The sequence below is a fragment of the Pseudomonas sp. ASL7 genome (assembly GCF_056680375.1).
The window spans coordinates 4,112,814-4,129,344 of sequence record NZ_CM155279.1 but is presented as its reverse complement, the minus strand read 5'-3'; the positions used below and the strand labels follow the sequence as shown (position 1 = coordinate 4,129,344).

Here is a 16,531-nt window from a genome sequence, read left to right as displayed (position 1 = left end):
TGACAGGGGCTTTTTCATGGGCCTGATTCAGGCCCTGTCGCGCTCCAGCAACGGCTTGAGATAGAAGCCGGTATGCGATTGCTTCATCTCGGACACTTCCTCCGGTGTACCGACGGCAATGATCTGTCCGCCCTTGGAGCCGCCTTCCGGCCCCAGGTCCACCAGCCAGTCGGCCGTCTTGATCACGTCCAGGTTGTGCTCGATCACCACTACAGTGTTGCCATGGTCGCGCAGGCGATGCAACACGTCGAGCAGTTGCTGAATATCCGCGAAGTGCAGGCCAGTGGTCGGCTCATCAAGGATGTACAGCGTCTTGCCGGTATCGCGCTTGGACAGTTCGCGGGACAGTTTCACCCGCTGGGCTTCACCACCCGACAGCGTCGTCGCCGATTGACCCAGCTTGATGTATGACAGGCCCACATCCATCAGCGTCTGAAGTTTGCGCGCCAGCGCCGGAACCGCGTCGAAGAACACCCGAGCTTCCTCGATGGTCATCTCGAGCGTCTCGTGGATGCTCTTGCCCTTGTACTTGATTTCCAGGGTTTCGCGGTTGTAGCGCTTGCTCTTGCAGACGTCGCACGGAACATAAATGTCCGGCAGGAAGTGCATTTCCACCTTGATCAGGCCATCGCCCTGGCACGCTTCGCAGCGCCCGCCCTTCACGTTGAAGGAGAAGCGCCCCGGACCGTAACCGCGTGAACGGGATTCCGGCACACCGGCGAACAGTTCGCGAATCGGTGTGAACAACCCAGTGTAGGTCGCCGGGTTGGAGCGCGGCGTGCGACCGATCGGGCTCTGGTCGATATCTACAACCTTGTCCAGATGCTCCAGGCCCTTGATGCTGTCGTGAGCGGCAGCTTCCAGGGTCGTTGCACCGTTGAGTGCCGTGGCGCTCAAAGGAAACAGGGTGTTGTTGATCAGCGTCGACTTGCCCGAACCGGACACGCCGGTGACGCAGGTCAGCAGGCCGATCGGAATGTCCAGATCGACGTTGCGCAAGTTATTGCCACGAGCGCCCTTGAGCGACAGCGACAACTTCTTGTTACGCGGCGTGCGCTCGGCTGGAACGGCAATCTTCACTCGGCCCGACAGGTACTTGCCCGTCAACGAGTCAGGGTGAGCCATGACCTCGGCTGGCGTGCCTTCGGCGACGATATGTCCACCGTGTATACCCGCGCCCGGGCCAATATCCACCACGTAATCTGCCAGCCGGATTGCGTCTTCGTCGTGCTCGACCACGATCACCGTGTTGCCGATGTCCCGCAGGTGCTTGAGCGTGCCGAGCAGGCGATCGTTATCGCGCTGATGCAAGCCAATCGACGGCTCATCTAGGATGTACAGAACGCCAACCAGGCCAGCACCGATCTGACTGGCCAGGCGAATACGCTGTGCCTCACCGCCGGACAACGTGTCCGCACTGCGATCCAGCGACAGATAGTCGAGGCCAACGTTGACCAGGAACTGCAGGCGCTCGCGGATTTCCTTGAGAATCTTGTCGGCAATTTCGCCGCGACGGCCAGTCAGCTTCAGAACACCGAAGTACTCGCAAGCATCGCCGATTGGCAGATTGGTCACCGCGGGCAAGGTCTTCTCGCCAACCCACACGTGCCGGGCCTCGCGACGCAAACGGGTGCCGCGGCAATCCGGACAAGGCTGAGTGCTGAGGAATTTGGCCAGCTCTTCACGCACCGAAGCGGATTCGGTTTCGCGGTAGCGACGCTCCAGGTTCGGCACGATGCCTTCGAACGGGTGCGAGCGCTTGACGATGTCGCCGCGGTCGTTCAGGTATTTGAAGTCGACGTTTTGCGAGCCGCTGCCGTGCAGGATGAACTTCTGCTGATCGGCCGGCAGCTCATTGAACGGCACTTCCAGGCTGAACTTGTAGTGGGAGGCGAGCGACCCGAGCATCTGGAAGTAATAGACGTTACGCCTGTCCCAGCCGCGAATCGCGCCTTCGGCCAACGTCAGTTCACCGTTCACCAGCCGCTTGATATCAAAGAACTGCTTAACACCCAAGCCATCGCATGTCGGGCAGGCACCGGCCGGGTTGTTGAAGGAGAACAGCTTGGGTTCCAGTTCGCTGATGGCATGGCCGCAGATCGGGCAGGCGAAGCGCGCGGAGAAGATGATCTCTTCGCCAGGCTCGTCGTCCATCGGCGCAACCAGCGCAATGCCATCCGCCAGCTTCAATGCGGTTTCAAACGACTCGGCCAGGCGCTGCTGCAAATCGGCGCGGACTTTGAAGCGGTCGACCACGACGTCGATCGAATGCTTCTTCTGTTTGTCCAGCTTCGGCAACTCGTCAAGCTCGCAGAGCCTGCCGTTGACCCGTGCCCGCACAAAACCCTGGGCGCGTAACTCTTCGAAGACCGAAAGGTGTTCGCCTTTGCGCTCGCGGATCACCGGGGCCAGCAGCATGAGTTTGCTGCCCTCCGGTTGCGCGAGAACCAGGTCGACCATCTGGCTGACAGTCTGGGCTTCCAGCGGAATATCGTGATCCGGGCAGCGCGGAATGCCGACGCGGGCGTAAAGCAAGCGCAGGTAGTCGTAGATTTCGGTGATGGTGCCAACGGTCGAGCGCGGGTTGTGCGAGGTCGACTTCTGTTCGATAGAGATCGCTGGCGACAGTCCTTCGATGGTGTCGACATCCGGCTTTTCCATCATCGACAGGAACTGCCGGGCATAGGCCGACAGCGATTCGACGTAGCGGCGCTGGCCTTCGGCGTACAGCGTATCGAAAGCCAGGGATGACTTGCCAGATCCGGACAAGCCGGTGATGACGATCAGTTTGTCCCGTGGCAGGGTCAGGTCGATGTTCTTCAGGTTGTGGGTTCGGGCCCCACGAATCAGGATCTTGTCCAAAGTGGCCTCGCTTGGCGGGCGTCGAAAACGTAGGAGTATACGGCCAAATACTGGATGGATGCACACTGTCGAATAAGCGGGTTATTGTCTTTCATGAAGAGTCTGTCAGCAGAGCGCGGCAAAGCGTCGCGATATACCCCGTCAATCGATGGGACTGGTAGAATCGCCGCCGGTTCACATGAGGTTTTTCCATGCACGATCCCCACAGCGAACGCATGAGTGGCAGTGAGACCCGCGCAGCAAGCGGTCTAGCCCTTGTGTTCGCCTTCCGTATGCTTGGCATGTTCATGGTATTGCCGGTACTGGCAACCTATGGGATGGATCTGGCAGGAGCGACCCCGGCCCTCATCGGGCTGGCGATTGGCGCTTACGGCCTGACCCAGGCGATCTTTCAAATTCCTTTTGGCTTCATTTCCGACCGTATCGGTCGCCGTCCGGTGATCTATCTGGGGCTGGTCGTCTTTGCCCTCGGTAGTTTGCTGGCGGCCAATGCCGATTCGATCTGGGGCGTCATTGCCGGACGAGTCCTGCAAGGTGCCGGGGCAATTTCCGCGGCGGTCATGGCGTTGCTGTCAGACCTGACCCGGGAACAGCACCGGACGAAAGCCATGGCCATGATCGGCATGACGATTGGTCTGTCGTTCGCTATCGCCATGGTTGTCGGACCGCTGCTGACTCGCGCTTTCGGCCTGTCCGGGCTGTTCCTCGCCACCGGCGGCATGGCGTTGTTTGGCATTGTGATCGTGATGTTCATGGTCCCGCGCGCCACCGGGCCATTGCAGCATCGAGAATCCGGCGTCGCGCGCCAGGCGCTGATACCGACACTCAAGCATCCGGACCTGCTGCGCCTGGACCTGGGTATTTTTGTGTTGCACGCGATGTTGATGTCGAGCTTCGTTGCTTTGCCGCTGGCGCTGGTCGAAAAAGCCGGGCTGCCTAAAGAGCAGCACTGGTGGGTGTACCTGACTGCGCTGCTGATTTCTTTCTTCGCCATGATCCCGTTCATCATCTACGGCGAGAAGAAACGCAAAATGAAACGAGTTTTATTGGGCGCCGTGCTGACGCTGATGCTCACTGAGCTATTCTTCTGGCAGTTCGGCGATAGCTTGCGGGCTCTGGTGATCGGGACGGTGGTGTTCTTTACCGCGTTCAATCTGCTGGAAGCTTCGTTGCCATCGCTGATCAGCAAAGTTTCACCGGCAGGTGGCAAGGGCACGGCAATGGGGGTGTATTCCACCAGCCAATTCCTCGGTTCGGCCCTGGGCGGGATCCTCGGCGGCTGGATGTTCCAGCATGGCGGTTTGTCGGTTGTGTTCCTTGGATGTGCCGGGCTGGCTGCCCTCTGGTTGGCCTTTGCTGTTACCATGCGCGAACCTCCCTACGTGACGAGCCTGCGCTTGCCGTTGTCGCCCGAGGCGATCCGCGAAGCGGGTCTGGTCGAGCGCCTGAAGGCCCTCGTAGGGGTAACAGATGCAGTGATAGTCGCTGATGAAGCGGCCATTTACATCAAATTGGACACAGAACTATTGGATCGCACCACCCTCGAGCGCCTGGTGAACAACCCGGCCTCAGCTGCGTGCGAAGCCTAGGAGAACGTTATGGCCCGTGGGGTTAACAAAGTCATATTGGTCGGCACTTGCGGCCAGGATCCCGAAGTTCGCTACCTGCCTAACGGTAACGCCGTGACCAACCTGAGTCTGGCGACCAGTGAACAATGGACCGACAAGCAAACCGGCCAGAAGGTCGAGAAGACCGAATGGCACCGTGTGTCGATGTTCGGCAAGGTTGCAGAAATCGCCGGCGAATACCTGCGTAAAGGTTCGCAGGTCTACATCGAAGGCAAGCTGCAGACCCGCGAGTGGGAAAAAGACGGTATCAAGCGTTACACCACTGAAATCGTGGTCGACATGCAAGGCACCATGCAACTGCTGGGCGGCCGTCCACAACAGGGCGACCAGCAAGGCGGGGGCAATAACTACCAGCAGTCCGCCCCGGCTCCACGCCAGCAGGCTCCGCGCCCTCAACAGTCGGCACCGCAACAGTCGCGTCAGGCTCCGCCTCCACAGCAGGCAGCTCCGCAACCGGCTCCGGATTTCGACAGCTTTGATGACGATATCCCGTTCTGATCTGCAGCTTTTTTCAGAACTGTAAACAAAAAAAGCGAAGCCATTGATCTGGCTTCGCTTTTTTGTTGGTGCTGTTAACGGGACAAAGTGCTCACATTGGCCCTTGCCGAGTGCAGTTTCTTGTAGCTCTCGATCAACCGAAGGTGCCGGTCGAGCCCCTCCAGTTTGATGCTGGTCGGCGTCAAGCCATGGAAGCGCACGCTGCCGTCCACCGATCCGATCGCCGCATCCATCCGCTCGTTGCCAAACATCCGGCGGAAATTGGCCTCGAAGTCTTCCAGTTCCAGGTCTTCGTCCAGCTTCATCTCCAGCACCACATTGACGGCCTGGTAGAACAAGCCACGCTCAACCGTGTTGTCGTTGTACTGCAGGAACATTTCCACTGCCTCTTTCGCCTCTTCAAATTGCTGCAAGGCGAGATAAATCAGCAGCTTCAACTCCAGGATCGTCAGCTGACCCCAGGCCGTATTGTCGTCAAATTCGATGCCGATCAAGGAGGTGATGTCGGTGTAGTCGTCCAGCTCACTTTCCACCAGACGCTCAACCAGCGCTTGCAGTTCCTCTTCGTCCAGGCGGTGCAGGTTCAGGATATCGGCGCGGAAGAACAGCGCTTTGTTGGTGTTATCCCAGATCAGATCGTCTACTGGATAAATTTCCGAATAGTCCGGCACCAAAATGCGGCAGGCAGTTGCGCCGATATGCTCGTAGACCGCCATGTACACCTCCTTGCCCATGCCTTTGAGAATGCCGAACAAGGTCGCTGCTTCCTCGGCATTCGAGTTTTCACCCTGGCCGGAGAAGTCCCACTCCACGAACTCGTAATCCGACTTGGCACTGAAGAAGCGCCACGACACCACGCCACTGGAGTCGATAAAGTGCTCAACGAAGTTATTCGGCTCGGTCACTGCATGACCTTCAAAGGTCGGCTGGGGCAAGTCGTTGAGGCCTTCGAAGCTGCGGCCTTGCAACAATTCGGTCAGGCTGCGTTCCAGCGCCACTTCCAGGCTCGGGTGCGCACCGAACGAGGCGAACACACCGCCAGTACGCGGGTTCATCAACGTGACGCACATCACCGGGAATTCACCCCCCAGGGACGCATCCTTCACCAACACGGGGAACCCTTGCTCTTCCAGCGCCTGAATCCCGGCCAGTATCCCGGGGTACTTTGCCAGCACGCTGGCCGGCACATCCGGCAGTGCAAATTCACCTTCGATGATTTCGCGTTTTACCGCGCGCTCGAAGATCTCCGACAGGCACTGCACCTGGGCTTCGGCCAGTGTGTTACCGGCACTCATGCCATTGCTCAGGTACAGGTTTTCAATCAGGTTGGACGGGAAATACACCACCTCGCCGTCCGACTGGCGCACGTAGGGCAGCGAGCAGATGCCGCGCTCTTCATTGCCCGAGTTGGTATCGATCAGATGGGAGCCGCGCAGTTCGCCGTCGCGGTTGTAAATCTTCAGGCAGTATTCGTCGAGAACTTCAGTCGGCAGCGCGTCTTTGCGGCCAGGCTTGAACCAGCGCTCGTCCGGGTAATGCACAAACGCCGCGTTGGCGATGTCCTCGCCCCAGAACTGATCGTTATAGAAGAAGTTGCAGTTGAGTCGCTCGATAAACTCGCCCAACGCCGACGCTAACGCGCCTTCCTTGGTCGCGCCCTTGCCGTTGGTGAAGCACATCGGCGAGTGGGCATCGCGGATATGCAGCGACCACACATTGGGCACGATATTGCGCCACGAGGCGATTTCAATCTTCATACCCAGGTCCGCCAGAATGGCCGACATATTGGCGATGGTTTGCTCCAGTGGCAGATCCTTGCCGGCGATATAAGTGCTCGCCTCTGAGTTAGAAGCAGGCATCAACAACGCCTGGGCATCGGCGTCGAGGTTTTCCACCTCTTCGATCACAAACTCAGGCCCGGCTTGCACCACTTTTTTCACGGTGCAACGGTCGATGGAGCGCAGGATGCCCTGGCGGTCCTTGTCGGAGATGTCCGCCGGCAACTCGACCTGGATCTTGAAAATCTGGTTGTAACGGTTCTCCGGGTCAACAATATTGTTCTGCGACAGGCGGATGTTATCGGTGGGGATATTGCGCGTGCTGCAATACAACTTCACAAAGTAGGCGGCACACAACGCCGACGACGCCAGGAAGTAGTCGAACGGACCCGGTGCCGAGCCATCGCCTTTGTAGCGGATAGGTTGATCGGCCACCACCGTGAAGTCATCGAACTTGGCTTCAAGCCGAAGGTTGTCGAGAAAGTTGACCTTGATTTCCATGGGGGATTACCAGAATAACGGGCTAGACGATTTGGTCGCCATTATCCGGCTTTTCGGCCGTAAGTCTCAGAAAAAAGGCCAGTCACGTACGCGCGCGACTGGCCTTCCTTGTTTCGGGCGCGTCGGATTGCAGCACCCGACGCAGACATTGATCAGTGATGCGCCGCCAGGTACTCGTCAGTGGACACCACGCTTGCATAAGCAAACCCCAAGGCCGACATGAAGGCAGCGTGAACGTGAGCAGCCGCTACGGTGACTCCGTTGAACTCCAGGTCCCGGCAGGCACAGGCATCGTGAATCACCGTGACGGTGTAGCCAAAGTCAGCGGCGGCGCGGGTGATGCCGTCGATGCACATGTGGCTCATGCTGCCGACAAGGACCAACTCCTTAATGCTTTGTTCGTCGAGGATCGATTTCAGTTCGGTTTCGCGGAACGCGTTGACGAAGTGCTTGAGCACCACCGGCTCGTCGGCGCGGCTAAGGACTTTGGGGTGCAGCTTCGCGCCTTCAGAGCCAGGAGTGAAGAACGGCGCGGCGTCGGAAGTGAATTCGTGGCGGATGTGCACCACCGGTTTTTCGGCATCACGAAAGGCCGTGAGCAGACGGGCGGCGTTGTCGGCGGCGGCATCGGCGCCCACCAGCGGCCACTTGCCTTGGGGGAAGTAGTCGTTTTGGATATCGACTAGGATGAGTGCTTGCTTGGCCATGACTGTTTCCTCGAAGTGCTTGTTGGGGTGGCGTGAAGTATTGGGTCTGACAGGCCGTCCGAGGATTGGCCGCACCGACATTAGAAGGGGGAAAACTGACAATGAGTGTAGAAAGGGCAGTCGCCGAACTGGGTGTGTTGATTTATCCCGGCGCGCAGATGGCCGCGGTGCATGGATTAACGGATTTGTTCGCAGTGGCTAACCGCATTGCTGCCGAGCATCAGTCTTCGCAGTTGCCGTTGCTGCGGGTCAGTCATTGGCAGGTCGATGGTGATCAGGTGCCTGAGCGCATTTACGACAGTCATCCCGCCCCGGACGGCGCATTAGTGGCGGTGTTGATTCCGCCGTCGATTGGCGGATTTTCTGAAGGCCAGGCGCCGCAAGGCTTGCTCCGCTGGATTCGTCAGCAACATGCACAAGGCGCGACCCTCGGCGGCGTGTGCGTGGGTTCGATACTGTTGGCCGAAAGCGGCCTGCTCGACGGTCGCAGCGCCACCACTCACTGGACATCGGCCAAAACCTTCGCCGAGCGGTACCCGATGATCAAGCTCAAGGCCGATACGCCCATTGTCGATGACGGCGACCTGATCACGACGGCCGGGCTGATGGCCTGGTCGGAGCTGGGCTTGCGTTTGGTCAATCGTTTGCTGGGGCCGAGCATTGCTACCGGCACCGCGCGTTTTCTGGTGGTGGAACACAGCGACAGTGCCAGTGAATGCGGCAGCAACTTTGCACCGATTCTCAGCCATGGCGACGCGTCGATTCTCAACGTCCAACACTGGTTGCAAAGCACCGGGGCGACCGATGTGTCGCTGACGGCAATGGCCGAACGGGCAGGGCTGGAGGAGCGCACCTTCCTGCGTCGATTCCGCGCGGCGACCGGGCTCAAACCCACCGAATACTGCCAACACCTGCGGGTCGGCAAGGCCCGGGAAATGCTCGAGTTCACCAACGGCACGATCGATCACATTGCCTGGACCGTCGGCTACCAGGACCCGAGTGCGTTTCGCGCGATCTTCAAGAAGATCACCGGGTTGGCGCCGAGTGATTATCGGACACGGTTTGGGGTGACGTCGACCGCTGCCATGGCTCGGTAGCCAGCATCACAGCCGATACTGTGGGAGCGAGCCTGCTCGCGAATGCATTTTCTCATTCAACATTTACGCTGAATGACACACCGCATTCGCGAGCAGGCTCGCTCCCACATTGGTCTTGCGTAGCACTTGAGTCGTGCAAAATGCCGGAGTTCGGGAGACCGTCGTGCAGAATAAGACAGGCGTAGTGCTAGCACGAAGCTCACAAAGGATTGATTTGAAAAGCCTTTCACTTCAGCTCGCCTTGGCCTGATCTCTGCACCCTTTCAACTACATTCATCAAGCGCAGATTGAAGGGGGATGCATGACCCCAACAAACCGCAAGAAACTGGTGGTTGCCCATTCAGTGTTCCCAGATGCTCCGCTGCACGAAGTCGAAACCAACCGAGCGCTGGCGCGTTGGCTGGCACACATTGTCGGGCTCCAATACGGCGGCAGTTACGACCCCGAACTTCACAATGGCCGAGACCTTTACCTGCTGCCAACCCAGACCCTGGTCGGCGTTGCTGCGGCTCGGCAATTGGGCGTCAAAGGGCCGGAAGATTTGTGGGGGGGCTACGTCGAGCATGAATTCATTTGTACCAAAGCCATCAGCCACGGCTTACGCAACAAAAATGCGCTCGCCCCCGAAGGCTGGTCACCGCTGTTTTCCGAACGCGTGCGCAACGTGGTGCTGGACGGTCTGAGTGTGTTCTCCCTGGACGATGCGCGACCTGCCGCAGAACACCTGCTCTATAGCGGCCCGATTCGCATGAAGCCGATTTTTGCCTGCGCCGGTCGCGGTCAGGAAGTGATTCAAAGCCTCGACCAGTTCGATGCCATCCTCGCCAGACCCGATGCCAAGACACTCTTCACTGGCGGCGTGGTGCTGGAACAGGATCTGGACCACGTGATCACCCACAGCGTCGGCCAGAGTGTTATCGGTGAGAAGGTGCTGAGTTATTGCGGTGATCAATACTTGACCGAAGATGGTCAGGGCGAGCAGGTTTATGGAGGTTCGAACCTGCTGGTAGTGCAGGGGCAGTACGATGATTTACTGGCGCTGGATCTGCCGGACGATGTGCGGCTGGCCATCCGGCAGGCCCGGGTCTTCGACAGCGCCGCGGATGAGGCTTATCCCGGTTTCTACGCCTCGCGACGCAACTACGACATTGCCCAGGGTCTGGACAGCAACGGCAAACAGCGCAGCGGCGTGCTCGAACAGTCGTGGCGCATGGGCGGGGCCAGCAGCGCCGAAGTGGCGGCGCTGCAAAGCTTCGTCAACGATTCGGGCATGCGCGCAATTCGCGTGTCTTCGGTGGAAACCTATATCGATCAATCGCTGCCGACGGACGCCATCGAGGTCTACCGTGGGCCGGCGGAAAACAGTGACTTTCTTCTCAAGTACGTAATGGTCAAATCCTATGACGGCTAGAAGCGAAACCATTCAGATCGACATCGACGACGAACAGATGATCGGGACGTTTCTCAGCCCCAAATCGAAAGTTCCCGGTGTGCTGTTCGTGCACGGTTGGGGCGGTAGCCAGGAGCGGGACCTGGAGCGGGCCAAAGGCATTGCCGGCCTCGGTTGTGTGTGCCTGACGTTCGACTTGCGCGGGCACACTGGCGGCACAGGTATTGCGCTGTCTCGCGTGACCCGGGAAGACAACCTGCGCGACCTGCTCGCGGCGTATGACCGCTTGCTCGCTCATCCGGCGCTCGACACGTCCGCCATTGCGGTGGTCGGCACCAGTTACGGCGGTTACCTGGCCTCGATCCTGACCTCGTTGCGCCCGGTTCGCTGGCTGGCGCTGCGGGTGCCGGCGCTGTATCGCGATGAGCAATGGCACACGCCAAAGCGAGACCTGGACAAGTCCGATTTACGCGATTACCGCAGCACATTTGTCCGCGCCGAGAGCAATCGTGCGCTGCACGCGTGTTCGCAATTTACCGGGGACGTGCTGCTGGTGCAGTCCGAGATCGACGACTATGTGCCCCATGCAACCATCATGAGTTACCGCGCTGCCTGTCAGCAGACACATTCAATGACCCATCGCATCATCGACGGCGCAGACCACGCGTTGAGCGATCCGATTTCCCAACAGGCGTATACCTCGATCCTGGTGGACTGGATCACCGAAATGGTGGTTGGCGAGCGGTTGAGCATTATTCAATCCACCTGAGATTTGCGGTGTTCTTTCGATCCTTCGCGAGCTTGCTCGCGATGGCGTTCTCCCAAATGGACGCAAATCGCATGCACTTGCGGCCCGTCACCGGGCAGTCGCAGTACGCAATGCAAGAGGCCGCGGGTCTCTTGGCCACTGATGGAAACGTCGAGGTTGTCGTGGCGAATGATCTGGAATTTCGACAACAGCGCATTGCCGTGATCGCCTGCCGGGTAGACCGCGTTGCGCCCATAGGCGAACTGCGGCCACAGGGTGTCGGCGAGGAATTCGTATTGCGGCATCGTCGGCCAGTTGCTGTAACGCTGAGGATGATGCTCGTGGTTGCCGTGGACCTCCTGCAAAAACACGACGTCGGCGGACACACTGCGCACCGCTTCACGCAACTCGGGCAGGATGAAGCGCCGGTTGAGTGCGGTAAAACCCTTGTGAGTGTTGACGGTCAGCACGGTAAAGCGGCGCACGACGGGGATGGTTTGTGGCTGTTCGTCGGCGGCGTCGAACGGCTCATAAGTGTTCATGGCAGCACGCCTTCGGCAGCCGGTTCGCCGGGGGCAGTGGCCAGGTCGTTATCGAGGTGAAAATGCTCGAGCAAGCGGCGGGCATCGAAGGGCGCGCGGACTTTGATGTCGTTATCGAAATAGCAGAATATTTCGCGGGACTTGCGTGTTTTGGGTTTTTGCCGAGGGGCGATCAGTTGCGGGTCGGAAGGCTGCTTGCCGTGATTCCACGCGTCGATCCGGTCAGCCCAGCGATCCAGCGCTTGGGGTGTGTAACCGCTGGCGTAGAGCTCTTCGGCACCGTGTAACCGCAGGTAGACGAAGTCACTGGTCAGGTCTTCGCGATACGGCCACTTTCCGGCGGTGTCAGCAATGACCAGGGCCACGTTGTAGCGTTTGAGCAGCCGAACGAATGCGGGGTCGACAAACGTCTCGTTCCTGATTTCGACGGCATGGCGCAGCGGCTTTTTCTTGTAAGCCTTCATGCTGGCGTGACCGTGCAGGTGTGAGTCGTGCTGACGGGCGAGGGCGGCGGCCTGCTCGGTGTCGCGGGGCAATTGTTCGAGAAAGCGTTCGAATAGCTCGGCATCGAATTTGAAATTGGGCGGAAATTGCCAGAGGATCGGGCCGAGTTTTTCCTTGAGTTCCAGCACCCCGGAGGCAAAGAAATTCGCCAGTGGCTTATGAATGTCTCGCAGGCGTCGGATGTGGGTAATAAAGCGTGGGGCTTTAACGCTGAAGACGAAATCCGCCGGGGTTTCTGCGTACCACTGGGCGTAACGTTCGGGGCGTTGCAGGGCGTAAAACGATCCATTGATTTCGATGCTGTTGACGGCCCGCGAGGCGAATTGCAATTCGCGTTTCTGGGCCAGCCCCTTCGGGTAGAAATCCCCCCTCCAAGGCGTGTAGCGCCAACCTGAAATTCCAATGTGAATCGCCGCCATGTCTCGCCTCCCGTCCAGTGGTCCTCGCGTTGCCCCGTTTTTTGATGACTGTCGGGCACGCGAGAAAGTTTCGACGGGACTACGGACGGCATATGTTCAACAAAACACTGCCGCTCCCACAGAGTTTGTCAGTGGCTGGCGATGAGGGGGGACGAGCCTTCGGACGGCGCTGCATACACCGGGCCCAACCGATCAAGACGACCACTCCAGGCCGTGAGTGCCAGTGCCACCAGCACCACCAGGCCACCGATCCATGCGGTATGAATCAACCCCAGGTGAGCGACGATCAACCCGCCGGCCCACGCACCACCGGCGATGCCGAGGTTGAACGCGGCGATGTTCAGGCCAGACGCTACGTCCACCGCATGCGGCGTGTGATGTTCAGCCTGGCGCACCACGTACACCTGCAAACCCGGGACGTTGCCGAATGCGACCGCGCCCCAGACCAGCACAGTGGCCAAGGCCAGCCATGGATTTCCGGCGGTGAAAGTCAGCACGAACAGCACCGCAGCGAGCAGGGCGAAGATGATTTTCAGGGCACTGATCGGGCCGTGGTTGTCCGCCAGTTTGCCGCCCCAGAGGTTACCGACGGCCACTGAGAGGCCGTAGACCAACAGCACCAGGCTGACCGTGCTGGCGCTGAAACCGGAGATGTCCTGAAGAATCGGCGCGAGGAACGTGAAGGCAATGAACGAGCCGCCGTAACCCACCGCCGTCATGGCATACACCAGCAACAGACGTGGTTGTTTGAGCACCTGCAGTTGCTGCAACAGCGATGCCGGTTTGCTGTGGGTGATGTTTTTCGGCACGTAGAGCAGGCTGCCGATGAACGCGATCACACCCAAGGCCGACACGGCAAGGAAGGTTTCACGCCAGCCGAAATGTTGACCGATAAACGTCCCAAGCGGCACGCCGGTGACCAGCGCCACGGTCAAACCGGTAAACATGATCGCAATCGCGCTGGCGGCTTTTTCCTTCGGCACAAGGCTGGTGGCAATGGTCGAGCCAATCGAGAAAAACACCCCGTGGGCCAGACCGGTGACGATTCGCGCAATGACCAGCGACTCGTAGCTCGGCGCTTTCCAGGCCAGTAAGTTGCCGAGGGTGAACAACACCATCAGCGACAACAGCAGTAATTTGCGCGGGACTTTGCCGGTGAGGGCGGTCAGCACTGGCGCACCAACGGCAACGCCCAACGCATAAAGGCTGACCAGCAGCCCGGCGGACGGCAGGCTGACGCCGAGGTCAGCGCCGATGGTGGGTAACAAGCCGACGATGACGAACTCGGTCGTCCCGATGGCGAAGGCGCTGAGGGTCAGCGCGAGCAAGGCGATGGGCATGGCTGCAACTCCGGTGGATTGATTTCAGGAGCGCAGTGTCGGAGATTGAGTTGTGCGGAAAAATAGAGGGATGAGCATTTGATATTTGCGCGGAGGTCAAATATCAATGGCGCGACACGGTTTAGTGTGGGAGCGAGCCTGCTCGCGAAAGCGGTGGTCCAGATACATCAATGTTGGATATGCCGCCGCTTTCGCGAGCAGGCTCGCTCCCACAGTGAGATATGCTGAGTCTGTTATCTCGCCATTTCCGGATCAGTTCCATACAGACCCTTCCCAAGGAGCTTCCCGTTTTGTTCAAGTTCAAAACCGCGATACTACTGGGGTTGTTGCTGATACTAGGCAGCAATGTACTGCAAGCGGCGACATTGCCGGGTCTACCCGCCGCCACCGCCACCGCCACCGCCGCCGCCACCGCCGCTGCAACGCCAGCGGCACATCCTGAACCGCTGGTACAAGGCGGATTGCTGGGCGCCATCAGCTCAAGCATCGATGAGATTCAGGGAAAACTCGATCTCAATCAGAACCTGCTCGATGCCTGGCGTCTGCGTGCAGACCGCGCCGCCGATGAGGTGGATCAACTGGTCAATCATCCATCGGCGCGTTCGAGCTGGAGCGTGGCGAGGGATTTCCTGCTGTTGTCCGGCGTGTGGGTAGGCGTTTTCGCGCTGCTCTGGCTGCTCGGCGCAATGCTTGCCAAACGTCTGTGCCAGCACCGCCTGCTGCTCGATCGCGAGCGTGGCCAGGCCTTGCTGGGTTATGTGTTGCCCTACACGATTCCCGCATTGATCAGCCTGCCGCTGACGCTGTATGCCAGCCAATTCCTGCAAGTATCCGCCGGCCGGGCGCTGGCGTTGTGTTTGGCCTATGCCACCAGCAGCGGCATTTTCGCCGCCTCGCTAATGTTGTCACTGGTGGTGTTGTTCAACGCCGGCCACAAGCGCCGAGCGGTGCGGATTATTCTTCAGCACAGCCCACAACCCCTGTTTTTGATTGGCTTCCTTGTGGCCTTGAGCGACGCCTTGACCAGCCCGCAGATCGCCCGCCAACTGGGCAGTAATCTCACCGGCAGTATTGCGGTGTTCACCGGTCTGGCAGCGACGATCACCTTCGGCCTTTTGGTGCTTCGCATGCGCCGTCCGGTCGCGGATCTGATCCGCATTCTGCCGTTGGCCCAGCGCCTCAGTCAGCCAGCATTGCGCCAAAGCCTGTGGATTTTTTCCGGGCTTTGGCACTGGCCGATTCTGTTGATGGTGCTGGTGTCGGTGATCAACCTGATCGGCATCGGCGATGACAACCAGAAAGTGCTGCGCTGTGCGCTGTTCACCACGATTTTGTTGATTGCGACGGTGTTCCTCAGCACCATGCTTCGCCACCTGTTCAAATCGCGCAATAAGACGGCAGTGCGCCGTAGCGGTGCCTACAAAGAGCGCTTTCTCAGCCTTTCGGACGCCCTGCTGCGGATCGCCATGGCCATGGTTTTTATCGATGTCCTGGGGCGGATCTGGGGTGTGTCGTTGTTCGAGTTTGCGGTGAGTAATTCGGTCGGTCGGGCGATCAGTGATTCGCTGAGCCGCATCGGTCTGATTTTTCTGGTGACCTGGATGGTTTGGGTCGTGTTGGACACCGCCATTCAGGAAACCCTGAAACCACCCGTTAGCAAACGCTCGGCGCACCAACCCAGCACTCGGGTCAAAACCATTCTGCCGCTGCTGCGTAATGCGATAAAAATCATTCTGGTGGTGATCTGTGCAATCACTACCATGGCCAATCTGGGGATCAACGTTGCGCCTTTTCTGGCCGGTGCCGGTGTCGTTGGTCTGGCGATCGGTTTCGGCTCCCAGCAATTGGTGCAGGACGTGATCACCGGATTGTTCATCATCATTGAAGACACCTTGTCGATTGGCGATTGGGTGGTCCTCGATTCCGGCCATGCCGGCACGGTTGAAGGCCTGACCATCCGCACCTTGCGCCTGCGTGACGGCAAGGGTTTTGTGCACTCGGTGCCGTTCGGCCAGATCAAGGCGGTAACCAATCAATCGCGACAATTCGCCTATGCGTTCTTCTCGGTGCAGGTCACCTATGACACCGACGTGGACAAGGCCATCGAGCTGATCCGCGAGGCCGGTCATTCCATCTCTGACGACCCGTTCCTGAAGTACAACTTGCAAGGGCCACTGGATGTGTTCGGCGTCGATAAGATGGACTTGAACGGCGTAGTGCTGACGGCGCAATTCCGCACCGTATCGGGCGGGCAATACGCGGTGAGCCGGGCGTTCAACCAGCGCTTGAAAAAGCTTGTGGATAACAGCCCGTGGGTACATTTCGCGCAGACTTATCCACAGCAGGTTTTGTCGTCCCGGCGGCGTGTGGATGAGCCAACAGAAGAGCCCCCGGCGCCGGAGCATTCATCGGTGTTGTTGCCGGATCAGCCGCGTACTCAGTGATTTGTGTGGGGGATGATGGCCTCATCGCGAGCAGGCTCGCTCCCACATTTGATCTGTGTTGGCCCACATCCCC

11 protein-coding genes and 1 pseudogene are annotated in these 16,531 nt (G+C 59.1%); 6 read left to right on the top strand and 6 right to left on the bottom strand.

Going from position 1 to position 16,531, the window contains the following annotated elements:
- Nucleotides 1–27: 27 nt before the first annotated feature.
- A complete protein-coding gene (gene uvrA / locus AC1MDT_RS19075) occupies nucleotides 28–2,862 on the bottom strand; it encodes an excinuclease ABC subunit UvrA (protein WP_480418505.1) in 2,835 nt (944 codons plus the stop codon).
- A gap of 191 nt (nucleotides 2,863–3,053) precedes the next feature.
- Between uvrA and AC1MDT_RS19070 the strand changes: the two genes are divergently transcribed.
- Nucleotides 3,054–4,451 (top strand): MFS transporter, encoded by a 1,398-nt coding sequence (locus AC1MDT_RS19070; RefSeq protein ID WP_480418504.1) that lies wholly within the window; start codon nucleotides 3,054–3,056, stop codon nucleotides 4,449–4,451.
- Between the two features lie 9 nt (nucleotides 4,452–4,460).
- Nucleotides 4,461–4,988 carry a single-stranded DNA-binding protein gene (locus AC1MDT_RS19065; RefSeq protein WP_010467282.1) on the top strand — a complete coding sequence of 176 codons (528 nt, stop codon included), beginning with the start codon at nucleotides 4,461–4,463 and terminating at the stop codon, nucleotides 4,986–4,988.
- 74 nt (nucleotides 4,989–5,062) lie between these two features.
- Here the strand turns inward: AC1MDT_RS19065 and AC1MDT_RS19060 are convergent, their stop codons facing one another.
- Both AC1MDT_RS19060 and AC1MDT_RS19055 read right to left on the bottom strand, forming a co-directional pair.
- Nucleotides 5,063–7,267, bottom strand: coding sequence for an OsmC domain/YcaO domain-containing protein (locus AC1MDT_RS19060; protein WP_480418503.1), 2,205 nt, complete (start codon nucleotides 7,265–7,267; stop codon nucleotides 5,063–5,065).
- Nucleotides 7,268–7,419: 152 nt separating this feature from the next.
- A complete protein-coding gene (locus AC1MDT_RS19055; RefSeq protein ID WP_480418502.1) occupies nucleotides 7,420–7,974 on the bottom strand; it encodes a cysteine hydrolase family protein in 555 nt (184 codons plus the stop codon).
- 101 nt (nucleotides 7,975–8,075) lie between these two features.
- Between AC1MDT_RS19055 and AC1MDT_RS19050 the strand changes: the two genes are divergently transcribed.
- From AC1MDT_RS19050 to AC1MDT_RS19040, 3 genes are all read left to right on the top strand, one after another.
- Nucleotides 8,076–9,071 (top strand): GlxA family transcriptional regulator, encoded by a 996-nt coding sequence (locus tag AC1MDT_RS19050; protein ID WP_480418501.1) that lies wholly within the window; start codon nucleotides 8,076–8,078, stop codon nucleotides 9,069–9,071.
- A gap of 301 nt (nucleotides 9,072–9,372) precedes the next feature.
- Nucleotides 9,373–10,482 carry a DUF3182 family protein gene (locus tag AC1MDT_RS19045; RefSeq protein ID WP_480418500.1) on the top strand — a complete coding sequence of 370 codons (1,110 nt, stop codon included), beginning with the start codon at nucleotides 9,373–9,375 and terminating at the stop codon, nucleotides 10,480–10,482.
- Entirely contained in the window at nucleotides 10,472–11,230 is a 759-nt protein-coding gene (locus AC1MDT_RS19040; RefSeq protein WP_480418499.1) for an alpha/beta hydrolase family protein, read from the top strand. Before AC1MDT_RS19045 ends, AC1MDT_RS19040 begins: the two co-directional genes overlap by 11 nt.
- 38 nt (nucleotides 11,231–11,268) lie before the next feature.
- Here the strand turns inward: AC1MDT_RS19040 and AC1MDT_RS19035 are convergent.
- The 3 genes and pseudogenes from AC1MDT_RS19035 to AC1MDT_RS19025 all read right to left on the bottom strand — a co-directional run.
- Nucleotides 11,269–11,751, bottom strand: a pseudogene (locus tag AC1MDT_RS19035) (endonuclease/exonuclease/phosphatase family protein); the annotation flags it as partial.
- Complete coding sequence (locus tag AC1MDT_RS19030) at nucleotides 11,748–12,674, bottom strand: DUF72 domain-containing protein (RefSeq protein ID WP_480418498.1); 927 nt, start codon at nucleotides 12,672–12,674, stop codon at nucleotides 11,748–11,750. The pseudogene AC1MDT_RS19035 and the gene AC1MDT_RS19030, both read right to left, overlap by 4 nt.
- A 128-nt stretch (nucleotides 12,675–12,802) precedes the next feature.
- A complete protein-coding gene (locus AC1MDT_RS19025; protein ID WP_480418497.1) occupies nucleotides 12,803–14,014 on the bottom strand; it encodes an MFS transporter in 1,212 nt (403 codons plus the stop codon).
- Between the two features lie 290 nt (nucleotides 14,015–14,304).
- Here AC1MDT_RS19025 and AC1MDT_RS19020 point away from each other — a divergent pair, with 290 nt between their 5' ends.
- Nucleotides 14,305–16,458 carry a mechanosensitive ion channel family protein gene (locus AC1MDT_RS19020; RefSeq protein ID WP_480418496.1) on the top strand — a complete coding sequence of 718 codons (2,154 nt, stop codon included), beginning with the start codon at nucleotides 14,305–14,307 and terminating at the stop codon, nucleotides 16,456–16,458.
- Nucleotides 16,459–16,531: the final 73 nt, after the last annotated feature.